16 protein-coding genes and 1 pseudogene are annotated in these 21619 nt (G+C 42.9%); 12 read left to right on the plus strand and 5 right to left on the minus strand.

Features of this window, described 5'->3' with window-relative positions:
* Positions 1 to 169 precede the first annotated feature (169 nt).
* Both FH976_RS09050 and FH976_RS09055 read left to right on the plus strand, forming a co-directional pair.
* Positions 170 to 1999 (plus strand): sensor histidine kinase, encoded by a 1830-nt coding sequence (locus FH976_RS09050; RefSeq protein ID WP_228767386.1) that lies wholly within the window; start codon positions 170 to 172, stop codon positions 1997 to 1999.
* Positions 2000 to 2015: 16 nt separating this feature from the next.
* The gene (locus FH976_RS09055; RefSeq protein WP_194090545.1) at positions 2016 to 2606 is read left to right on the plus strand and encodes a response regulator transcription factor; all 591 of its coding nucleotides are present in this window, start codon (positions 2016 to 2018) and stop codon (positions 2604 to 2606) included.
* Between the two features lie 105 nt (positions 2607 to 2711).
* On the opposite strand, the gene FH976_RS09060 is transcribed toward FH976_RS09055, so the two are convergent.
* Together FH976_RS09060 and FH976_RS09065 are read right to left on the minus strand one after the other, a co-directional pair.
* Positions 2712 to 3221 carry an ATP-dependent zinc protease family protein gene (locus FH976_RS09060; protein WP_194090546.1) on the minus strand — a complete coding sequence of 170 codons (510 nt, stop codon included), beginning with the start codon at positions 3219 to 3221 and terminating at the stop codon, positions 2712 to 2714.
* 107 nt (positions 3222 to 3328) lie between these two features.
* A complete protein-coding gene (locus FH976_RS09065) occupies positions 3329 to 4114 on the minus strand; it encodes a class I SAM-dependent methyltransferase (protein ID WP_194090547.1) in 786 nt (261 codons plus the stop codon).
* A gap of 151 nt (positions 4115 to 4265) precedes the next feature.
* Between FH976_RS09065 and asnC the strand changes: the two genes are divergently transcribed.
* Together asnC and FH976_RS09075 are read left to right on the plus strand one after the other, a co-directional pair.
* The gene (gene asnC / locus FH976_RS09070) at positions 4266 to 4730 is read left to right on the plus strand and encodes a transcriptional regulator AsnC (protein ID WP_194090548.1); all 465 of its coding nucleotides are present in this window, start codon (positions 4266 to 4268) and stop codon (positions 4728 to 4730) included.
* Positions 4731 to 4915: 185 nt separating this feature from the next.
* Entirely contained in the window at positions 4916 to 6802 is a 1887-nt protein-coding gene (locus tag FH976_RS09075; protein WP_194090549.1) for a PhoX family protein, read from the plus strand.
* 66 nt (positions 6803 to 6868) lie between these two features.
* Here the strand turns inward: FH976_RS09075 and FH976_RS09080 are convergent, their stop codons facing one another.
* Positions 6869 to 8425 (minus strand): DUF3612 domain-containing protein, encoded by a 1557-nt coding sequence (locus tag FH976_RS09080; protein ID WP_194090550.1) that lies wholly within the window; start codon positions 8423 to 8425, stop codon positions 6869 to 6871.
* Positions 8426 to 8616: 191 nt separating this feature from the next.
* Here FH976_RS09080 and FH976_RS09085 point away from each other — a divergent pair, with 191 nt between their 5' ends.
* Both FH976_RS09085 and FH976_RS09090 read left to right on the plus strand, forming a co-directional pair.
* On the plus strand, positions 8617 to 10809 hold the full coding sequence (locus FH976_RS09085) for a malate synthase G (RefSeq protein WP_194090551.1): 2193 nt from the start codon (positions 8617 to 8619) through the stop codon (positions 10807 to 10809).
* A 168-nt stretch (positions 10810 to 10977) separates the two neighbouring features.
* Positions 10978 to 12612, plus strand: coding sequence for an isocitrate lyase (locus FH976_RS09090; RefSeq protein ID WP_194090552.1), 1635 nt, complete (start codon positions 10978 to 10980; stop codon positions 12610 to 12612).
* 106 nt (positions 12613 to 12718) lie between these two features.
* Here the strand turns inward: FH976_RS09090 and FH976_RS09095 are convergent, their stop codons facing one another.
* The gene (locus FH976_RS09095; RefSeq protein WP_194090553.1) at positions 12719 to 13348 is read right to left on the minus strand and encodes a LysE/ArgO family amino acid transporter; all 630 of its coding nucleotides are present in this window, start codon (positions 13346 to 13348) and stop codon (positions 12719 to 12721) included.
* Positions 13349 to 13467: 119 nt separating this feature from the next.
* On the opposite strand from FH976_RS09095, the gene FH976_RS09100 reads away from it, so the two are divergent.
* Complete coding sequence (locus FH976_RS09100; RefSeq protein WP_194090554.1) at positions 13468 to 14343, plus strand: ArgP/LysG family DNA-binding transcriptional regulator; 876 nt, start codon at positions 13468 to 13470, stop codon at positions 14341 to 14343.
* A 79-nt stretch (positions 14344 to 14422) separates the two neighbouring features.
* Positions 14423 to 14902, plus strand: a complete 480-nt coding sequence (locus FH976_RS09105) for a sensor protein (protein ID WP_194090555.1) — start codon at positions 14423 to 14425, stop codon at positions 14900 to 14902.
* A 72-nt stretch (positions 14903 to 14974) separates the two neighbouring features.
* Here FH976_RS09105 and prlC read toward each other — a convergent pair whose 3' ends face one another.
* Positions 14975 to 17017, minus strand: coding sequence for an oligopeptidase A (prlC, locus tag FH976_RS09110; protein WP_194090556.1), 2043 nt, complete (start codon positions 17015 to 17017; stop codon positions 14975 to 14977).
* A 220-nt stretch (positions 17018 to 17237) separates the two neighbouring features.
* Here prlC and FH976_RS09115 point away from each other — a divergent pair, with 220 nt between their 5' ends.
* The 4 genes and pseudogenes from FH976_RS09115 to FH976_RS09130 form a co-directional block, all read left to right on the plus strand.
* On the plus strand, positions 17238 to 18074 hold the full coding sequence (locus FH976_RS09115; RefSeq protein WP_194090557.1) for a 23S rRNA (adenine(2030)-N(6))-methyltransferase RlmJ: 837 nt from the start codon (positions 17238 to 17240) through the stop codon (positions 18072 to 18074).
* A 129-nt stretch (positions 18075 to 18203) separates the two neighbouring features.
* Positions 18204 to 19559 carry a glutathione-disulfide reductase gene (gene gorA, locus FH976_RS09120; protein WP_194090558.1) on the plus strand — a complete coding sequence of 452 codons (1356 nt, stop codon included), beginning with the start codon at positions 18204 to 18206 and terminating at the stop codon, positions 19557 to 19559.
* 95 nt (positions 19560 to 19654) lie between these two features.
* Positions 19655 to 20986 carry a site-specific integrase gene (locus tag FH976_RS09125; protein ID WP_194090559.1) on the plus strand — a complete coding sequence of 444 codons (1332 nt, stop codon included), beginning with the start codon at positions 19655 to 19657 and terminating at the stop codon, positions 20984 to 20986.
* A pseudogene (locus FH976_RS09130) lies at positions 20979 to 21619 on the plus strand (hypothetical protein); the annotation flags it as partial. The gene FH976_RS09125 and the pseudogene FH976_RS09130, both read left to right, overlap by 8 nt.

Genomic DNA, 21619 nt, shown 5'->3' on the forward strand with positions numbered 1-21619 from the left:
GGGTAATTTTTGCTCTACTGTGGTTTTCCACATAAGCGAACCTCACTTGATCTAGAACAAATTAGGCTAGAATAAAGAGGTGCAATTTATTTAAAACAGTCACGATTTTAGGTATAGAGGAGCGCATCACTTCTTACTCATCATTTAATTTGGCATAAAAGGATACAATTTGACGCATCTCATCCATGTTCGAAAAATAAGATGCTTATTCTGTCTGCTGCTTATTCCATTTTGCAGCCCACTATTGAGCCTAAACGCTTATGCGCAGCAACCTCAAGCGCCTATCATCAAGGTTGCCGTTTTAGCGCCACGCGGCAATGTTGACGCAATACAACGTTGGCAGCCTACGATTGATTGGCTCAACCTCCGACTTCCTCAATATCAGTTTGAGTTATTACCCAGTAATTTAGAGCAGCTAGAACAAGCCGTGCGTGAAGACACCGTCGAATTTGCGATCACCAATCCTGGTCAATCCGTCATACTTGGGCGGCAATTCCCACTGTCTTGGATCGCCACGTTAAACAGCCCTTGGCCACATGGTACCAGTCAAGCATTAGGCAGTGCTTTAGTAGTAAGAGTGAATAGTCCTTTTTTAAATTTGGGCGATTTACAACACTCGAACGCCGTGGCGGTTTCACCCGATGCCTTTGGCGGCTTTCTGACTTTAAAACAATATTTAAAATCACAGCAACAAAACCCACAAAACTTCTTTCAGCACGTTGAGTACATTGGATTTCCATTAGACGCCATGATCTATCAACTGCGTGATAACCGCGCCGATGTGGCAATTACGCCTGCCTGTTTACTTGAGAACATGGCCAAGGAAGGATTAATTGATGCTGAAAAATTTCGCGTCATTAATAATAACCCGCCTCCAGGCTTTCCTTGCTCCGTCTCCACCCCGCTTTATCCCAACTGGTCATTTGCCAAAACCAGTAAAGCCAGTGAAGGTCTTGCCACCAATGTCGCTAAAGCGTTACTCAACCTGCCTGCCGACAGCGTTGCAGCAAAAGCTGCCCAATCAAAAGGTTGGGCCTCCCCAATTAGCCCACACCGTATTGATAAGCTATATCAAGAACTCGATATACATCCATTACAAACGCCTTGGTGGCAACAAGCATTATTGTGGTTAAAGCAAAATCAACAATGGGCATGGGGGGCATTAATCTTATTCTTGGCACTCAGCGGTTATCATTTTTGGTTGGAATACCGCTTTAATCGTAATCAAAAATTGTTGAACTTAGCCAACTACGACCTGAAACAGAAAAGCCAAATGCTGGAACATGCACAGCGAGTCGCCATTGTCGGCGGGTTGGGCAGCAACCTAGCGCATGAAATCAACCAGCCTTTGGCCGCGATCCGTAATTATAATCAAGGGGCAATACTTAAAATATCTAAGGGCGCCAAAGCGGAAGATCTCGCTCCGGTCATGGACAAAATTGAGCAACAAGTGGTACGTGTCGATGCGATCGTGCAACGCTTACGTAACTTAATCACTAGACGGCCAGTTGCCACTAGGGATTTCAATATTCAAGCGATTATAGATGACACCATTGCTCTGCTACACCATGATTTAAGCCTTAAACATGTGAATATTCATACTCAAACCATTGGTCATGCTCGTGACGTTCATCTTGATCCAGTCGGAATACAACAAGTACTGATTAATCTACTCAACAATGCAGCCGACTCTTGCTTAAGTCACGGTGATCCATTGGATAATCACATTAAGATTGTGGTCGAATATCTTGCAAGCGAAGCCCATATTATTATTACTGATAATGGCGCGGGGCTAAGTCATCCAATTGAACATTTACAAGCTGCATTTGTGACCACTAAAGAGGAAGGGTTAGGGCTTGGTTTATCGATTTGCCACGATATTATTGAGCACCATCGTGGCTATTTCAGCTTACAATCCATTCAGCCTCATGGTTGTGAAGCTCGCATTCAACTGCCCTATAGTGCTCTCACTCAACTATCTAGCACTCCATCATCTTAAGGAATAAATAAGTATAATGACGCTTCCTATTTATCTCGTCGATGACGATGATTCCGTACTCGATTCATTGGCTTTCTTATTACAAGAATTAGATTATTCGGTGACGTGTTTTTCTAATGGACCCGATTTTCTCAATCATGCTCAATTAGACAAGGCAGGATGTGTCGTACTGGATAGCCGTATGCCATTAATGCGCGGCCAACAAGTCCATCAACAATTGATCGCACAATGCAGCCCATTAGGAGTGGTGTATTTAACTGGACACGGCGATGTCCCGATGGCAGTTGAAGCTCTGCAACAAGGCGCGGTGGATTTCCTGCAAAAACCAGTCGATGGATTCAAGCTCGCTCAGGCAATAGATAAAGCATGTGAATATTCACGCCAAGTACAAGCAACCATCACCATCCAATTGGCATTTGCATCATTAACCGAAAGAGAAAAAGAAATTTTAGCGTTAATCGTGAAAGGTATGAAGAATCAACAAATCGCCGATGATTTGTGTATTGCGGTCAGAACCGTGGAAGTACATCGTTCTAGTTTAATGAAGAAGTTTGCGACTAAAAGTATTGCTGAGTTAGTCATGCAATACTCAAAATTACCTATCTAAATCTTATCTTATCTTATCTTATTAACAGTTTAAGGTGCCTATAGCGATACGCCATAAGCACCTTAAACTCTTCACTTAAACTTTGAGCATCATTGATAACAACGCTTATTTATAAATGTATTTTTGCTCAACATCGACCAAAGCGATCGGATTTAGGAATGAGCGACCAAGTAATATATCGCTAATCATATGATCACGATCGACCAGGTTAAATGGGGTGGTGTAGGTTTTATCACCGAGCTTAATTTCAAGATCAACGATTGGACGGCGAGACAGTTTAGTGCTCGAAGACTGCTTGATTTTAACCCAACGTTTTACTGGCAATGTAATCGTATCACTGACTTTATCTTTTGATTTAAGTTTAAATGACACCATATCTTTGCCGTCTTTTTCAAAGTCTTTAATATCGAGCGCATTAATGGAAGAGGTCGTTGCCCCCGTATCCACTTTAGCAATTGTTCTTTGATCGGTATTCATCACCGTCAGCCATTCTTTTTCCCCGACAATGATCTTGTTGTTCAATTCAGAACAAGCTGAATCCGCAGTTGACGTTGCCGCAAATGTGGTCGCAGGTAGCAATAACGCTAATGATAGTAATAAGGTCGTAGATTTCATATTGCTCTCTTTTTTTAATGTGCCATTCAAGTAGATAAGACCATCTAATAACGAATAAATTTCAATATCTTTGTGAACGTTAGGTCAAGTGTTCGTTATTACGCGTTCTATTTTTCTGTCATGGCGTTTAACACATACACATCAAAACGATTCTTTTTGGTTTCAATCGCCATACTTGGTTTTTGATTATCTAGCCAATCCGCATAATCAGGACGCTTCACCACCACTCGTTTAGTGGCGAGCGATAATGCTGGTTTAAGCAGCGCATCCGCGTCGTTATCTGCCCCGACTAAAGATTGAAAAACGCGCATCTCTTTTTTGACTAATGCCGATTTCTTTTTGTTTTCAGGGTGCGGATACATAGGATCAAGGTAAACGACATCTGGCATTACAAAGTCAGCTTGCTGTGTTAATTGCGTCAAAGCGTCATGACTAGAAGCATGCAGCAAGCTCATTCGCTCACTCACCCAACCGCCGATTTCGGGATCTTGTTTGGCTCTCGCTAACCCATCATCTAACAATGCCGCCACCACTGGATTACGCTCAACCATCTGCACCTTACAACCCAATGAGGCCAATACAAAGGCATCTCGCCCCAACCCAGCGGTACCATCTAAAACCGTGGGTCTAGCGCCTTTATTTAATCCCGCCGCTTTGGCGATTGCTTGCCCTTTCCCACCACCAAACTTACGCCGATGTGCTACCGCTCCACCCGCCAAATCAACATAAATAGCCCCTAATTTAGGCTCATCTAATTTGCGCAGTTCTAATCTGTCAGAAGTTAAAACCAGGGCAAATACGGAGTCAACTTGATGAGTCAGCTGCCAGCGTTGGGCAAGTTCTTGCAGTTCCGCCATTCTTTCTGGCGCTTCACAACATAAGTTCAACTGCACAATCGGCAACCTCTAAATAGATAAATAATAATTAACCTGACCACTTCACAGATGAAGGCGTTCAACCGCGCACAAAGGAAATATAATCGATAAGATTAGATAGGCGTCAATCTGTGATAAATTATATTCTATTCAGGATCAGGAAGACAGCATGCAAAATAACGTACCTAAACTCGACCAACTTGATCGAGATATTCTCAAAACTTTGATGGCCGATGCTCGTACCCCATACGCCGAAATGGCTAAAATGTTTAATGTTAGCCCAGCCACCGTACATGTTCGGGTAGAAAAAATGCGCGCCGCGAATATTATTGAGCGCACCGAAGTGGTCATTAATGAGAAAAAGCTTGGCTATGATGTGTGCTGTTTTATTGGGATTAACTTAAACGCGGCGCGTGATTATCATTCCACGATCGCAAAACTAAATGCCCTCGATGAAGTGGTTGAAGCCTATTACACCACCGGCGCTTACAATATTTTCGTCAAACTGATGTGTAAAAACATCGAAGAATTACAGCATGTTTTGATCAATAAGCTGCAAGCAATTGATGAAGTTCAGTCCACTGAAACCTTGATTTCTTTGCAAAACCCCATTAATCGCAACGTGAATCCATAACGTATTTTGGAGTACTCATTGTGACCTTCTCAGCATTTATACCCAAAGTAATTGAAGTTGCAATGAGGCGGCAAGTAAGGCGGGAATATCTCGCATGAAATATTAACGTAAATAGATCGTCATATTTATTTAACATAGAAGCCTTAGCCTCTTGGTCAAACTAAAAATAGACCAAGGAAGCTGTTATGAGCCATATTGAACACGATGATCATTCAAATAACCTTTTATCTACACCTTCTGATTTTTCAAAAATTATCGACAATAGCTTAAGTCGACGTCGATTTTTACAAACAACGGCAGTAGGAAGTTCTATTGCTTTTTTTGCGACCTCGCCATTAGCCAATGCGATGACAAAAAAACACAGCGACTCGACCGTTATTGGCTTTAATCCTATCGCAGCCTCAACCTCAGATACCGTTGTGGTTCCAAAAGGTTATCTTGCTCAACCGCTTATCGCTTGGGGTGATTCAATTAAACCTAAAGCTACTCTTTTTTCCCAAACCAACTCAGCCACCGATCAAGAAAACCAATTTGGTGACAATAACGATGGCATGACATTTTTGCCACTCAGCCAATCGCGTGCCGTTTTAGCGGTAAACAATGAAAGCACCGATTACGCCACTTTATTTAATGATCACGGTAAAACATTAACCGCCGAAAAAGTTCGCCGTTCACAAGCTGCGGTTGGGGTTTCTATTGTTGAGCTTCGTAACGATCAGCAAGGCTGGAATGTGAATGTTGATGGTCGTCTTAATCGCCGCATCACGGCTTACACGCCAATGGTACTCACCGGCCCTGCCGCCGGCGATCAACACCTCAAAACCAACGCGGATCCAACTGGTACACAAGTACTCGGCACATTTAATAACTGCGCTAATGGTTCGACACCTTGGGGAACTTACCTGACTTGTGAAGAAAATTTTGATGGCTTCTTTGGCAGTAAAAACGACATTAAAGTGCCAAAGAGAGATGCTCGATATGGCATAAAATCAGGAGATGGTGATTTCAATTGGCATCAATTTGATGAACGATTTGATATACAAAAAGAGCCAAATGAAAACCACCGTCACGGCTGGGTAGTCGAAATCGATCCTATGAATCCAAACTCCAAACCTAAAAAGCGCACGGCATTGGGCCGCTTTAAGCATGAAAACGCTGCATTAACCATCAACCAAGATGACAAAGTAGTGGTGTATTTAGGTGATGATGAACGTGGTGAGCATTTATATAAATTCGTTTCAAAAGCAAAATATAATGCGAGTAAACCAGAAGCCAATCGTGATTTATTGGATGAAGGGACATTGTATGTGGCCAAGTTTTCCGCTCAAGATGGTGAGCTTTACGGTAATGGCGAATGGTTAGAGCTGACCTTTGGTAAAAATGGTTTAACGCCTGAAAATGGTTTTAATAATCAAGCTGAAGTAGTTATTTTTGCTCGCCAAGCAGCAACACAAGTGGGCGCAACTACAATGGATCGCCCTGAATGGGTAGCGATTAATCCAAAATCAGATCAAGTATTTTGTACATTAACCAACAATAAAAACCGAGGCGTGAAAGAGAACCAAGCATTAAATGCAGCCAACCCTCGCGAAAATAATATTTATGGTCATATCATTCGTTGGGAACCTAAAAATGGTAACCATGCCGTCCATGAATTCACTTGGGATATTTATGTGATGGCAGGTAATCCGGATAAATACGATGCTAAAAATCCGCGTTCGGGTAGCCAGAATATAAACAAAGACAATATGTTCAATAGTCCTGATGGGATTGGATTTGATAACGCTGGTCGCTTATGGATCCAAACCGATGGTGATTATTCAAATTCAGGCGACTTTGCAGGCATGGGCAATAATCAAATGCTGTGTGGCGATCCTAATACTGGCGAAATTAAACGATTTCTCACTGGGCCAACTGGTTGTGAAATCACAGGCTTAACCTTTAGCCCAGATAATAAAACCATGTTGATTGGCGTACAGCATCCCACGGGAAGTTTCTCTGAGCTCAACGGTATTCCGCGCTCAACCGTGATGAAAATTACCCGTGAAGATGGTGGTGTGATTGGGGCATAAACCTCGTTTCTCACATGTCGGGATCTCAATATCAGAGATCCCGATAGTGTTTACTTGGCCTTAATCTTATAACGTTGGTATTTTCAGTTCCGGGCTACGAAGTTCGGCTTTCTCGGTATAACAGGTTGGTACCCGTGGGCACATGCCGCCGCGAGCACAAATCACTCTGGCGTCATTTTCAATTCCGCGCTCAATCCAATTAATATTTAAAATTCTGGCCACGGTTAATAACTTTTGTCGAATGCCATGTGGTATCACGGCTTGCCCACCTCGGCGTACACATTCTTTTTGCAGTGCCGTGGCAATCTCTACCGCATCTTCACCTTGTGCATCCAAAGCGGGATTTAAATCGATTCCGCTGCATAGCACATGGTAATTGCCCGCCATGTCTTTCACCTTGACCGATTCACAGCAATAAATGTGCGGTACACCATTTTGATTTAACACCGAAATTTGCGCGACTGGCGTATTACCCGGAATACCAATCATGCGAAATACCGACCAATGCTGGCACGGATCTTCCACCATGCGCATATTGCCCCACGGCAGCGGAATACCATTACCGCGATACACCGCTTTTAATTTCCCGGGATTGTATGCATCAAAATAATGCCAATGCGGATACGAAGACACAGCGGTCATACGACGCATCACCACCGATTCCGATACACCAATCAATTTACTCACGCTGATCTCATAGCCATGGCGGTCAAGCAATTGACGAAATGGCACTTTCGGGCACAGTAACGCACCGGCAAAAAACGAACATTCAAAATCTCGCCACGCTTGTAGAATATGTTGTGAATCCAAATTTAACGTATCTCGAGATTTATCATCTCGTTTGAGTGTCGATAAATTACGATTATCAGACGCGATAACGTTTTTTTCACCATCACTGTTATGCAACACCTTATGACCAATATGAACCGCTAGATCATATTTCAACTTTTCTGGCGTCGCTTTAAGGGCTTTATTAATACGAATAACACTCGGAGTTTCAGCGTAAGAACGTACGATATGCTTAGATTTAATACCCGCTTTATCGACTACATCTTGTGATGGTTCGTCAAACCATTTAATTTTTACGCCGACTTCTTTACAGATTTCCAGTAAATCCTCAACGGAAAGTGGCATACGTTTTTGACCGATTTTTTCCGCCGCTTTTTCTAGATCTGGAAAATGGTTTTGATGATGTTCTTGGTGGGCACGAATAAGCAAATGAGCAAATTGATGCCCCGTCGTTCCCGTTTGAGACAGCATTTCTGGAATGGCAATCTGTAAAATATCATTCGAAAAAAGGAAGCTTGGTTCAAGCACCATGCCATTGATACCACCACGGGTACCTTTTTCTGGTGCGAATTCTTGCTCCTCACTGGCATCGTCCAAAAACCAACTTAATGGCTTTTGAAATACTTGCGCAATCACATCCAGCATCGCTTCACTTGGCACTCTTTTACCGCGCTCGATCATCGAAAGATAAGAAACAGATGGCGCATCTTCAGCATCCACTTTGACACAACGCGCGGATAAATCCTCCAACGTTAATCCGTTACGTTTTCGCAGGTTACGGACTTTTGTTCCCAAAAAATGAGATTGTCGATTGAGTGAATGTACCGTTTTCATCCTTGAGAACTTCCTATGATTATTTTGTAAAATTTACACTGTGTAATTTCCTTTGTGAAATTTTAGTTAATTTATCGATATTCTTTTAGTCACAAGATAAGAAAACCGCATTTGATGTTCAGTTTTAAGACAACCGTCACTAATTGCTCTATCAGAACCACATTTATAACCGGTAACACGAGGGAAACATTATGAACTTAGCTCAGACAATCAATACCAAAAACACACCATCGATGGTACACAAGCTCAACGCTGACCTAGTTCAATTCGTCAATCAAGAAGTGTTGCCGCTAACAGGGTTAAACCAAGCACAGTTTTGGCAAGATTTTAGCCAACTGTTAACCGATCTTACCCCAAAAAATAATGCGCTTTTAGCCCAGCGTGAAACGCTACAACAACAGATTGATCAATGGCATCAAGCCAACCCTCGCCAATTAAATACCGAACAATACCACGCATTTTTACGTGACATTGGTTACTTGGTTGAACAAGGCAATGATTTCAAAATCACCACCAGCAATGTAGATGAAGAAATGTCGATCATGGCGGGGCCACAATTGGTGGTTCCGATTAGAAATGCTCGCTTTGCTTTAAACGCGGCTAATGCTCGCTGGGGCAGTTTATATGATGCTGCTTACGGCTCGGATGTGATTCCACAATCTGACGGTTTAAAGGCGGGCAAAAAATACAATCCTGCTCGTGGTAAGCATGTTATTGCTTTTGCTAAAACCTTTCTAGATGATAGTTTTCCATTAAAAGAAGGTTCACATCACGATGTTCAAAGCTATTCGGTTTATTTTCACCACCTATTGGCGACATTTCCAGATGGAAGCCAATCTGGTTTAACCCAGCCTTGCCAGTTTGTGGCTTCAAGTAATCCGGATGTTGAACCAACGTCTATCGTTTTAAAAAATAATGGCCTGCATATTGAGCTGATCATTAACCGCAAAGGATCGATTGGTCAGCATGACATCGCTGGTTTAGATGATATTCAAATGGAATCGGCACTTTCTACCATCATGGATTTTGAAGATTCGGTAGCCGCAGTGGACAGTGAAGACAAAATTGAAGCGTACCGTAATTGGTTTGGTTTAATTACTGGCAACCTAACTGCGACCATCAATAAAGGCAATCAAACCCAGATTCGCCGCCTTAATTGCGATCGTAGTTACACCCATAAAAATGGCGATGACTACACCTTACATGGTCGATCACTTTTGATGGTGCGTAACGTCGGCCACTTAATGACAAGTGATTTAGCGCAAGACCAACACGCCAACAATATGCCAGAAGGCTTGATTGATGCCGTGATCACCTCCTTGATTGCAGCTATCGAAATCAAAAATCCTCAAGCGTGTCGTGTCACTAATAGCCGTACCGGCAGCATTTATATCGTGAAACCCAAAATGCATGGCCCAGAAGAAGTGGCATTTAGTAACGAAATTTTTGAACGTGTAGAGAACATGCTAGAACTTGCACCAAACACCATCAAAATTGGCATTATGGATGAAGAACGTCGCACCACCGTTAATCTAAAAGAATGCATCCGCGCGGCGCAATCTCGTGTGGTGTTCATCAATACTGGATTTTTAGATCGCACTGGCGATGAAATTCATACCAGCATGCAAGCGGGCGCATTCAAACCAAAAGCTGAGATCAAACATCAAGCTTGGATTTCAGCTTATGAAAACAACAATGTTGACGCTGGTTTAGCGTGTGGTTTTGCAGGTAAAGCGCAAATAGGCAAAGGCATGTGGGCGATGCCAGAGGAAATGAATGCCATGATGAGTGCCAAAATCGCGCATCCACAATCAGGTGCTAATACCGCTTGGGTACCATCGCCAACTGCCGCCACATTGCATGCTATTCACTACCATCAAGTGAATGTATTTGAACAGCACGCGAGTATTTACCAACGTCCACCAGCAAAACTTGCCGACTTATTACACCTTGAATTATTAACTGAAAACGAACTGACCGAGCAACAAATAGAAGCGGAACTCGATAACAATATTCAAGGTATTTTAGGTTACGTGGTTCGCTGGGTAGACATGGGTATCGGCTGCTCAAAAGTGCCAGATATTAACAATATTGAGTTAATGGAAGATCGCGCGACGCTGCGTATTTCCAGCCAGCACATTGCCAACTGGTTATTACACGGCGTCTGCCGCCCAGAACAAGTCATGGACAGCATGCATAAGATGGCGCAAGTAGTAGACAGCCAAAACCAAGGTACTGAAGGCTATCAAGCGATGTCGCCTCGCACCGAACAAAGTTTAGCGTTTCAAGCGGCAAGAGAGCTGATATTCCAAGGCCGCAATCAGCCAAGTGGCTATACCGAACCTTTGTTACATCAATATCGAGCTTGGGCTAAGAATCAATAAGGAAATGAGGCACGAGTTGTCCAAGCTCTCCTACACCGTTGAGGTTCAATTCAAATAGTGGAAGGAGATCCTGAACCACACTCCTTCGTCACTATTCAGGATGACAACATCAATCAAAACAAAATCCAATAACGTGAATATTGTTAATAAGAAAAGAAGGGAATCATTATGCCAAATACCACTACTCATTTATCAAATAGTCAGCAAAACAGCTACAAACAACAGCTTGCAGATGCGACCTCAATGATCGAAAAGCAAGGCAGCACTTGGAGTGCGATCACACCACAATATGTGGCTCGTATGCGCCTGCAAAATCGTTTCAAAACCGGATTAAACATTGCACGCTACACCGCAAAAATAATGCGCGAAGACATGGACGCTTATGATCTTGATTCATCTAACTACACTCAATCTCTAGGTTGTTGGCATGGATTTATCGGCCAGCAAAAGATGATTTCAATTAAAAAGCATTTTGAAACCACACGCGGTCGTTACTTATATCTTTCCGGTTGGATGGTCGCTGCTATGCGCTCTGAATTTGGCCCACTGCCCGACCAATCCATGCATGAAAAAACCTCGGTTCCGATGCTGATTGAAGAGTTGTACACCTTCTTAAAACAAGCCGATGCTCGTGAGTTAAATCATCTATTTAAAGACTTGGATGCGGCGCAAGCGTCAGGTGACCAAATAAAAGTTCAAGCAGTGCAAAAGCAAATCGATAACTTTGAAACTCATGTAGTCCCAATTATTGCTGATATTGATGCCGGGTTTGGTAACGAAGAAGCGACTTATTTACTCGCGAAGAAAATGATTGAAGCGGGTGCGTGCTGCATTCAAATTGAGAACCAAGTATCGGATGCCAAACAATGTGGCCACCAAGACGGTAAAGTCACCGTTCCACATGAAGACTTTCTAGCCAAAATAAATGCAGTGCGTTACGCCTTCCTAGAAATGGGCGTAGAAGATGGCGTGATTGTGGCGCGTACCGATTCATTGGGCGCAGGGCTAACGCAAAAAATTCCAGTATCACAGACACCAGGCGATCTTTCCGATCAATACAACGCTTATATTGATGGCGTAGAAATTACCTCGTTATCTGAGCTTGAATCCGGTGATATGGTATTAAAACAAGGTAATGCAGTGATCAAACCCACTCGTCTGCCTAATGGTCTGATTCGCTTCAAGCCTGACACAGGTGAAGATCGCGTTGTACTAGACTGCATTACCTCTCTACAAAACGGCGCTGATCTATTGTGGATTGAAACCGAAAAACCTCACGTTGAACAAATTGCGGGCATGGTTAATCGTATTCGCGAAGTGATTCCGAACGCTAAGCTAGTTTACAACAACAGCCCATCATTTAACTGGACGCTGAATTTCCGCCAACAAGTGTTTGATGGTTGGAATGAAGCAGGAAAAGACGTATCCACTTATGAGCGCTCTCAATTGATGAACCAAGTGTACGATGGTTCAGAGTTGGCACTAGAAGCGGATGCAAAAATCCAAAGCTTCCAACGTGATGCAGCGGCACAAGCGGGTATTTTCCACCACTTGATCACGCTACCGACATACCACACCGCAGCGCTTTCTACCGATAACTTGGCGAAAGACTACTTCGGTGAGCAAGGCATGTTGGCTTATGTGGCGGGCGTTCAACGGAAAGAACTGCGTCAAGGTTTGGCATCCGTGAAACACCAAGATATGTCAGGTTCCAACATTGGTGATGATCACAAAGAGTACTTCTCTGGCGACCAAGCACTGAAAGCTTCAGGTGAAAACAACACCATGAATCAGTTCTCGTAACGATTCTACTCAGCTCCCTTAATCAAAAGGCTTCTTATCTCTCGTTAGCGATACTTTTCGCTAACGAGAGATAAGAAGCCTTTTTTTGTGCGAATGGGGATAGAAATTAAACCAAGTTCGCTTCAAGCAGCGGCTTTATTAAACTAAGAGCAATGCCAAACATAACCAGTGCAATTACAGTGTCCAACACTCGCCAAGTCACGGGTTTCGCAAACACAGGAATCAATTTCTTAGCGATATACGCTACGCCATAAAACCACACTGCCGACGCCGTTAGTGAGCCAAGCAAAAACCATTTTTTCTCATCAAAAGTAAGCGATGAAGTGACACCGCCTAACACCACAATAGTATCAATATACACATGTGGATTAAGGAAAGTCATCGCGAGCGTCATCATTGCCACTGCCATCCAACTGCGATTGACATCACCTGAGTCAACATCTAGATGACTTTGGCCTTTCCATGCTGATTTAGCCGATAAAAATCCATACCAACATAAAAAAGCAATACCCGCCAATGTTAAGGCATCACGCCACATTGGCGCTTGTTCTAATAATGCACCCACACCTAGAATACCAGTGGAAATCATCAAAATATCGCCAATAAAGCAAATGGTCGCCACCAGCATCACATGGTTATTCTTCAATCCTGACTTTAATAAAAACGCATTTTGACTGCCTATTGCCACAATTAAACTGCCCGACAAAAATGCCCCTTTTACTGCCATTGCCAACATCTGTGGATTCCTTAAAAACTTGAAGTGAAAACGTGAGACGCGCAGTATCACTGCAAATAATCATAAGTTAAAATTAAAATAACTTAACCAACATTAGAAAATCTTATATAAAGTGGATTATGTTCGACTATAAATTATTAGAATCACTAGAGCGTATTGGCGCACTCAAAAGTTTTGATGCTGCTGCCAATGAACTCAATATTACGCAATCGGCTATTTCTCAACGTATCAGCTCGCTTGAGCAAAAAGTCGGTGCGATTTTGGTTCATCGCGGCAAAGCTCTGTCATTAACGGAAACCGGACAAGCACTGGCTAATCATGTCATTAAGGTCAAACAACTCGAATTAGAGTTAAGTCATGTGATGGATGATATGACCAAACAACATGCCATCAAAATCGTGGTGAACGCCGACAGCTTGGCCACGTGGTGGTTTCCTGCTATTCAGCATTTTTCACAACAGCATGGTGTAATGTTTGAGCTCATGATTGAAGATCAAAGTGAAGGCTTAAAGCATCTGGAAGAAGGGTTGGTGCTGGGCTGTTTGTGTAGCTCAGAAAAACCACTCAATGGCACTCGTAGCTATTTTCTTGGCAATATGGAATACCGCTTTTATTGTACACATGATTTTTATCAGCGTTACTTTTCCACTCACGATCGACATGCAGAATTATCTCATGCGCCCGCGGTTATTTTTGGCTCCTCCGATAAACTGCATAAACAATCTTTGCAACAATATGGCTGTAATCAAACCTATCCTTACCATATTTGCCCATCAAGCGAAGGTTTAGTGCACATGGTACTCAACGGCCAAGGTTATGGTTTGCTGCCGCTCTTGCAAGCGGAACCTTTTATTGAACGATTAGTTGAAATATTCCCACAACAGGACGGCATACAAGTCCCACTGTACTGGCATTATTGGCACCAAAATGGTTCGCTGTTGGAAAAATTGTCGAATGTGTTAGTCAGCTCGAATGTGCAAAGATTGATTAGATAGAAATAACGATTAAAAGTATCACTAATACATAAGCTATATTGCTGACCTTATGGCTATTCAATATTATGGAAAGTTAAAAATGAAAACATGGACCTTACTTATCCCTTTACTTCTTAGTGCCTGCTCAACAGCCGAAAGAGTAGAGTATTCCCCGAAATCTATTTCAAACAAAGCTTATGCCACAAAGATCATTGAGCAGGTCATAATGCAACAACCTGATAAATATCGCCCAGAATCATTGTTCATAAATGATGATTATATTGGTTTTAATGACGGCTATTCAAGTAAGACCATAGGCATTGGATCGGCAGCACAGAGTAATACGTCAATAATCGCTTCTGGCATTTCAACAACAAAAACCAAATCAAATAATTCAAGAGTGTATTTCAACTCCCTCGGCCCCACGACACTTTGGAGCAAGAGAAGCTGGTATATTATAGATATCCAAAATAAAACCCCTAGTTTAATAAAGCGTATATACACCAGAGATCAAGATAACGCTAAAGCGTTTATTGATTCCATCGGTTATATGAAAGAACACTCTACCCCTATTAAATAAGCTTTATAAATAAGAAAAGCCCCGAACTTTCATTCAGGGCTTGGTGTTTTCATTGCAAATAAAAAGAATTATTTATCCTTCAATGCCAGCATGGCGCAACATGGCATCAATTTGTGGCTCACGACCACGGAAGCGCTTGAACAGCTCCATAGGTTCTTCACTACCACCCATTTCTAGAATATTGTTTAAGAAACTTTGGCCAGTTTCTTTATTGAAAATGCCTTCTTCTTCAAAACGTGAGAATGCATCACTAGAAAGTACTTCAGCCCACAAATAACTGTAGTAACCCGCGCTGTAACCACCTGCAAAAATATGGCTAAATGCATGTGAAAAACGGTTCCATTCTAAGCTTGGCAATACTGCAACCTTGGCTTTTACTTCGGCTAACGTTTCCAGCACTTTTGCACCGACTTCAGGATCGTATTGCGAATGCAGAGTGAAATCGAATAGGCCAAACTCTAACTGGCGTAAAATAAACATCGCCGATTGAAAGTTCTTGGCGGCTAGCATTTTATCGAGCATTTCTTTTGGCAGTGGTTCACCCGTTTGGTAATGACCAGAGATAAATGACAACGCCTGCTCTTCCCAGCACCAATTTTCTAAGAACTGGCTTGGCAGCTCAACTGCATCCCAAGGCACGCCGTTAATACCCGATACGTCCGCAACAGAAACTTGGGTTAGCATGTGATGAATGCCGTGACCAAATTCATGAAATAAGGTCACGACTTCATCATGGGTAAACAACGCAGGCTTATCACCCACTGGCTTGTTGAAGTTACAAGTTAGGTAGGCCACTGGTGATTGGATAGAACCATCTTCTAGATTACGGCGAACTCGGCATTCATCCATCCACGCCCCGCCACGTTTATGTTCACGGGCATATAAATCTAGGTAAAAACTGCCGCGTAATTCGCCTTTCGAGTCTTTAATTTCAAAGAAGCGGACAGAACCATGCCATACTTCTACGCCTTGCTTTTCGCTGACCGTCATACCAAACAGACGGTTTAATACTTCAAATAAACCCGAAACAACTTTAGCTTCTGGGAAGTATGGGCGCAGTTCTTCATCTGAAATTTGGAACAATTTTTGCTTTTGCTTTTCGCTGTAATAGCCGATGTCCCACAAGTTCAATTCAGTCACACCACATTCTTGCTCAGCAAACTGACGTAATTCCTCGACTTCTTTCTCACCTTGTGGCTTCACTTTGGTGGCTAAATCGTTTAAGAATCCCATCACTTGACCAGGATTTTCTGCCATTTTGGTTGCTAGAGATTTTTCTGCATACGAACTAAAACCTAATAAACGGGCGATTTCATGTCGCAGTTTTAGCTCTTCAGCCATGATCTCTGTGTTGTCCCACTTCCCTGCATTTGGACCACGATCAGACGCGCGAGTCACAAAGGCTTCATACATTTCTTGGCGTAATGCTTGATTATCACAATAGGTCATCACAGGAATGTAAGATGGCATTTCAAGAGTTAACAGCCAACCGTCTAATTCTTTATCTTCTGCATTCGCTTTTGCCGCCGCCACAGCCGATTCTGGCATTCCGGCTAATTCGGATTCTTCCGTGATCAGTTTGCTCCAACCCATGGTCGCATCCAGCACATTATTGGAGAAGGTTGACCCCAACTCAGATAAACGTTTGCTGATCTCGCCATAACGTTTTTGTTCATCCGCAGGAAGCGCAATACCCGATAATTCGAAATCTTTTAATGCATCGGTAATGGATTTTTGTTGTGCGGTGTTTAATGTAGCAAATTCATCACTGGTTTTGATTGCTTTATACGCATCGTACAAGCCTTTATGTTGACCAATCCACGTGCCGTATTCAGATAGTAACGGCAAGCACGCTTCGTACACTTCACGTAACTCATTGCTGTTTTTTACTGAGTTTAAGTGGCTTACTGGTGACCAAAGTTGACCAAGGCGATCATCGGTTTCAGTTAATGGCTCACAGATGGTATTCCAACTTGGTACAGCATCATTTTGTAATACTTTTTCCACTTGAGCGCGGCAATCAGCAATTGCTTGTTCCATTGCTGGCTGAACGTGTTCTGGTTTTATTTGAGTGAATGGCGGGAGGTCAGTAAAGCTTAATAACGGGTTAGACATGAATGCTTCCTTAATCACTGAAGGCGTAATCGCCAAGTTCTTTTAAAGCGAGAGACTTTATTGCTCAATGCTTAAATTCTAGATTATTTGTGTCTTTGCTATTAAATGTAGTCGATATAAGTAAAATTCAATGGGTAACGCGGTTTATCTTTTGTAAGGCATCGCCAGTCAATATTCGGTATCATGGCGACAATATTGAATTATTTTAAAGAGACCTTTCATGCTGAGTTATCGCCACAGTTTTCATGCTGGCAATCATGCCGACGTTGTTAAACATATTGTTCAAAGCCTCATTCTTAATGCTCTGAAGCAAAAAGATGCGCCATTTGTTTATCACGATACTCATGCCGGGGTTGGCCGCTACGATTTAACCCATGAATGGTCGGAAAAAACCGGCGAATACAAACAAGGGATTGCTCGTATTTGGAACTCTGAATTGCCTGAAGAGGTGAGCAGTTACTTAGACGCGATTCAAAACTTAAACGACGGTGATGAGCTACGTTATTATCCAGGTTCTCCACGCGTAGCGCGTGCTCACTTACGAATAAATGATCGCATGGTTCTTACAGAGTTGCACCCTAGTGACTTTCCGTTACTTGAACAAGAGTTTCATCGTGATCGCCAAGTATCTATTCATCAAAAAGACGGCTTTGCTCATTTAAAAGCATGTTTGCCGCCAAAAGAACGCCGTGGATTGGTGTTAATCGATCCCCCTTACGAATTGGCGCACGAATACCAAGATGTGGTGAAAGCAATTAGCCAAAGTTACAAGCGCTGGTCAACCGGCGTATACGCTATTTGGTACCCAGTGGTTTACCGTCGTAATATCGATGACATGATGAAAGGCTTAAAAGATCTCGGGATTCGTAAAATCCTGCAAATTGAATTAGGCGTTTCGGCCGACAGTGAAGAGCGAGGTATGACGGCATCAGGGATGATCGTGATTAATCCGCCGTGGAAGCTAGAAAGTCAGATGCAGGAAATCTTACCTTTATTACAACAAGCTATCGCGCCAGCTACCGGATTTTCTAAAGTAGACTGGGTTGTCCCGGAATAATCGAACTCACAACAATTGGGGTTGCAGTTCTGGTGGGTGATCCCCATTATGAATTAATAACTCACAAACTTAATAATCATGAGCATGCTAACAATATCGCATGCCTTCAACACAGTTACGGAGAACAAGATGACGCATTTTGATTACATTTGTATTGGTGGCGGCAGTGGCGGCATCGCATCAGCTAACCGTGCAGCAATGCATGGCGCAAAAGTAGCACTGATCGAAGCACAAGATCTCGGCGGCACTTGCGTTAATGTCGGCTGCGTACCGAAAAAAGTGATGTGGCATGGCGCACAAGTAGCTGAAGCTATCAATTTATACTCAAAAGATTACGGCTTCGATGTCGATGTAAAAGGCTTTAACTGGGCAAAACTGGTTGAGAATCGCCAAGCATACATTGGTCGTATTCATCAGTCTTACGACCGTGTTTTAGGTAACAATAAAATCAATGTTATCCGTGGCTTTGCGAAATTTGTCGATGCAAAAACGGTTGAAGTAAACGGTGAACTTTACACCGCCGATCATATTCTAATTGCCGTTGGCGGACGCCCAAGCATTCCAAATGTACCAGGTGCAGAGCATGGTATTGATTCAAACGGTTTCTTTGAGCTAAACGAACAACCAAAACGTGTTGCTGTCGTTGGCGCAGGTTATATTGCAGTCGAAATCGCTGGCGTATTAAGCGCTCTCGGCACCGATACCCATTTGTATGTCCGCAAAGAATCGCCACTACGCAGCTTTGATCCTATGATTGTAGAAACCTTGGTTGAAGTAATGAATACCGAAGGTCCAACGCTGCATACACATTCTGTTCCTAAAGAAGTAATTAAAGAAGCTGATGGCAGCGTCACTCTTCATCTTGAAAACGGTGAAAGCCAAAATGTTGATACACTTATTTGGGCAATTGGTCGTCATCCAGCCACCGATACAATTAACCTAAATGTGACCGGTGTTGCCACTAATGACCGCGGTTATATTAAAGTCGATGAATACCAAGAAACCAACGTAAAAGGTATCTATTGTGTAGGCGACATTATGGAAGGTGGTGTTGAACTGACTCCGGTGGCAGTTAAAGCTGGCCGTCAATTATCTGAGCGCCTATTCAATGGGCAGACTAACGCCAAAATGGATTATGACCTTATTCCTACCGTCGTATTCAGCCATCCGCCAATTGGTACTATTGGTATTACTGAACAACAAGCAGTTGAGCAATACGGCAAAGACAATGTAAAAGTTTACCAGTCAGGATTCACCGCAATGTACACCGCGGTAACGCAACATCGCCAACCATGTAAGATGAAGCTCGTTTGTGCGGGTGACGATGAAAAAGTTGTCGGGCTACATGGTATCGGTTTTACAGTGGATGAAATGATCCAAGGTTTTGCAGTTGCGATGAAAATGGGTGCAACCAAGGCAGATTTTGATGCCGTTGTTGCTATCCATCCAACAGGAAGCGAAGAATTCGTTACTATGACGGGTTAGTGTAGGAAAAGCATCTTACACACATAAATAAATCTGGAAAACAATCAGTCACTGACTATGCTGTATGTATAGTCAGTGGTTTTCTAGGTGAATTTATGTATCTCATAAAATCAAGCAATGTCTATAAACAGACAGAACTATCAATCAGTGACAACACCTACCAGTGCTCTCCTGTTAAGGGAAATATTGGCAGCCTCCCAACTCTCTTCAATGGTGATGGCTCATTCAACCATGAAGCCAATAGCTACCTCTTTTACCAAAAAGCGGTTAAGGATGCTAAAGACCTTAGTCCCTGCTCCCAAGCTCTTTATGCCTATTATCAATTCCTTGAAGATGAGAACTTAGCGTGGGATACATTCCCTCCCGTCAAAAGGCTAAAACCAACTTATCTATTTCGCTCCCACCTACTAAAGCAGATTAAAAAGGGTGACTTGGCGCATAGCACTGCCAGCGTGCGAATGAACCAAATTGTTAACTACTACAAATGGTTAATGCATGATGGTTACTTGAAGATCAAAAACGAGAAAGAGGCTCCATTCAAAATAGAGTTTGTCTCCATTCAAAGCACAGGGATGCTGGCACATATTTCGCCAACATTCAGCGTGCAGACAAGTGATCTACGAATTAAAGTGCCGAGGGACAGTAGCAGCAAGAACATAAGGCCGCTCACCCCCCTGAGTAATGATTCGCTGGGCATATTGACCTCGTATCTGCCTCAAGCATCCATTGAATTACGCCTTCAAGTGCTGCTTTCTATTGATACCGGAATGCGGATCAACGAAGTCGCCACAGTCTCCCTTGATGCATTAAAGACTGCCATACGACTTGCTGAAAGTGAGCACCGCTATGAACTGATAATTTCACCGCAATTGAATGGTGTTCAAACCAAATATGCCAAGCGAAGAACCATTGAAATATCAGCCGAATTATTAACTCAGTTAGATGATTACCGCACCTCCGAGCGGCGCTTACTGCGTGTGAAAAAGCTAAATAATAAACTGGATAATTTATTTGAAGTGGCATTAGAGCTAAAACAGGAAGCTGTTGATGCGTTGGAGCGCTGTGAGCGCCACGAACCTCTGTTTGTCAGTGAACAAGGTAATCCGGTAACCGCAAAATCAATCGAAGCAAGGTGGTCAGAGTTACGCAGCGTAATTAAAAAGTCACACCCTACCTTCACCCACCGTTTCCACGATTTTCGCTCGACCTATGGCACTTACCGCCTCAGCGACTTACTCGAAGCCGGACTCCTTGATCTTGAGTGTATGGAACTGTTGATGGCGTGGATGGGACATAAAAATGAATCGACCACCTGGAAGTATTTGCGCTTTCTAAGACGGAAAAAGGCTTTCAAGGTCAAGTTTGGCATCCTCGATAACATCATGCACAGCGCATTACATGACGAACAGGGAGGTGAAAATGAGTAAAGTGGAATATCTCAGCGGTTGGCAGCCAGAGCTGTGTATTCAATTAGACATATATGGCATTCAAAAAGCGGACTTTAACCGTTTTCTGGTCAAGCACTTTCCCTCTACGCAGTTATTGCAACAGGGCGGACAATTTGAAGATGCTGACCGAGAGGGCGTTATTCTTCAGTTAAAACAGAGTTTCGATAAAGCTATTGAAGAAGGCGGCAGCCATCACTCCCTGTACAAGATCTTTTCTACCACATCCTTATATCTCAGGTGGTGCGATAAGCAGAGTGTCAACGCATTCACCCAATGCTCTGTTGAAGGCTATATGTCTCACCATAATGACCGAGTAATGTTGGGTTTGATGAAAAGCTCGACCTACGCGCAGATACGCGGACAAATGAGTATCTTGTTTATCAAATACCTTGACTTGTCGTTTCATTACTTTGATAACGTGGTGGTCAGAGGTTACAGCGATACAGAACCCTACGAAGCTTACACCCGTAGCGATTTAAATCAACTGCTTCCGTTTTTCCGACAAGTCTTTAAGCAGACGCACAAGCAATTTATTGCATTCCCAGAAAAACATTTTGATGCCTACAAGAACGTGCACACCATGACCTTTCACTGGCAGGGTGAGCAATACCA

The sequence above is a fragment of the Vibrio hibernica genome (assembly GCF_015223435.1).
GTDB lineage: Bacteria > Pseudomonadota > Gammaproteobacteria > Enterobacterales > Vibrionaceae > Vibrio > Vibrio hibernica.

Coding starts and splice junctions, on each gene's coding strand:
- FH976_RS09055 (WP_194090545.1), top strand. CDS start 2,016: ATGACGCTTCCTATTTATCTCGTCGATGACGATGATTCCGTACTCGAT.
- FH976_RS09060 (WP_194090546.1), bottom strand. CDS start 3,221: ATGAAATCTACGACCTTATTACTATCATTAGCGTTATTGCTACCTGCG.
- asnC (WP_194090548.1), top strand. CDS start 4,266: ATGCAAAATAACGTACCTAAACTCGACCAACTTGATCGAGATATTCTC.
- FH976_RS09075 (WP_194090549.1), top strand. CDS start 4,916: ATGAGCCATATTGAACACGATGATCATTCAAATAACCTTTTATCTACA.
- FH976_RS09080 (WP_194090550.1), bottom strand. CDS start 8,425: ATGAAAACGGTACATTCACTCAATCGACAATCTCATTTTTTGGGAACA.
- FH976_RS09085 (WP_194090551.1), top strand. CDS start 8,617: ATGAACTTAGCTCAGACAATCAATACCAAAAACACACCATCGATGGTA.
- FH976_RS09090 (WP_194090552.1), top strand. CDS start 10,978: ATGCCAAATACCACTACTCATTTATCAAATAGTCAGCAAAACAGCTAC.
- FH976_RS09095 (WP_194090553.1), bottom strand. CDS start 13,348: ATGTTGGCAATGGCAGTAAAAGGGGCATTTTTGTCGGGCAGTTTAATT.
- FH976_RS09100 (WP_194090554.1), top strand. CDS start 13,468: ATGTTCGACTATAAATTATTAGAATCACTAGAGCGTATTGGCGCACTC.
- FH976_RS09105 (WP_194090555.1), top strand. CDS start 14,423: ATGAAAACATGGACCTTACTTATCCCTTTACTTCTTAGTGCCTGCTCA.
- prlC (WP_194090556.1), bottom strand. CDS start 17,017: ATGTCTAACCCGTTATTAAGCTTTACTGACCTCCCGCCATTCACTCAA.
- FH976_RS09115 (WP_194090557.1), top strand. CDS start 17,238: ATGCTGAGTTATCGCCACAGTTTTCATGCTGGCAATCATGCCGACGTT.
- gorA (WP_194090558.1), top strand. CDS start 18,204: ATGACGCATTTTGATTACATTTGTATTGGTGGCGGCAGTGGCGGCATC.
- FH976_RS09125 (WP_194090559.1), top strand. CDS start 19,655: ATGTATCTCATAAAATCAAGCAATGTCTATAAACAGACAGAACTATCA.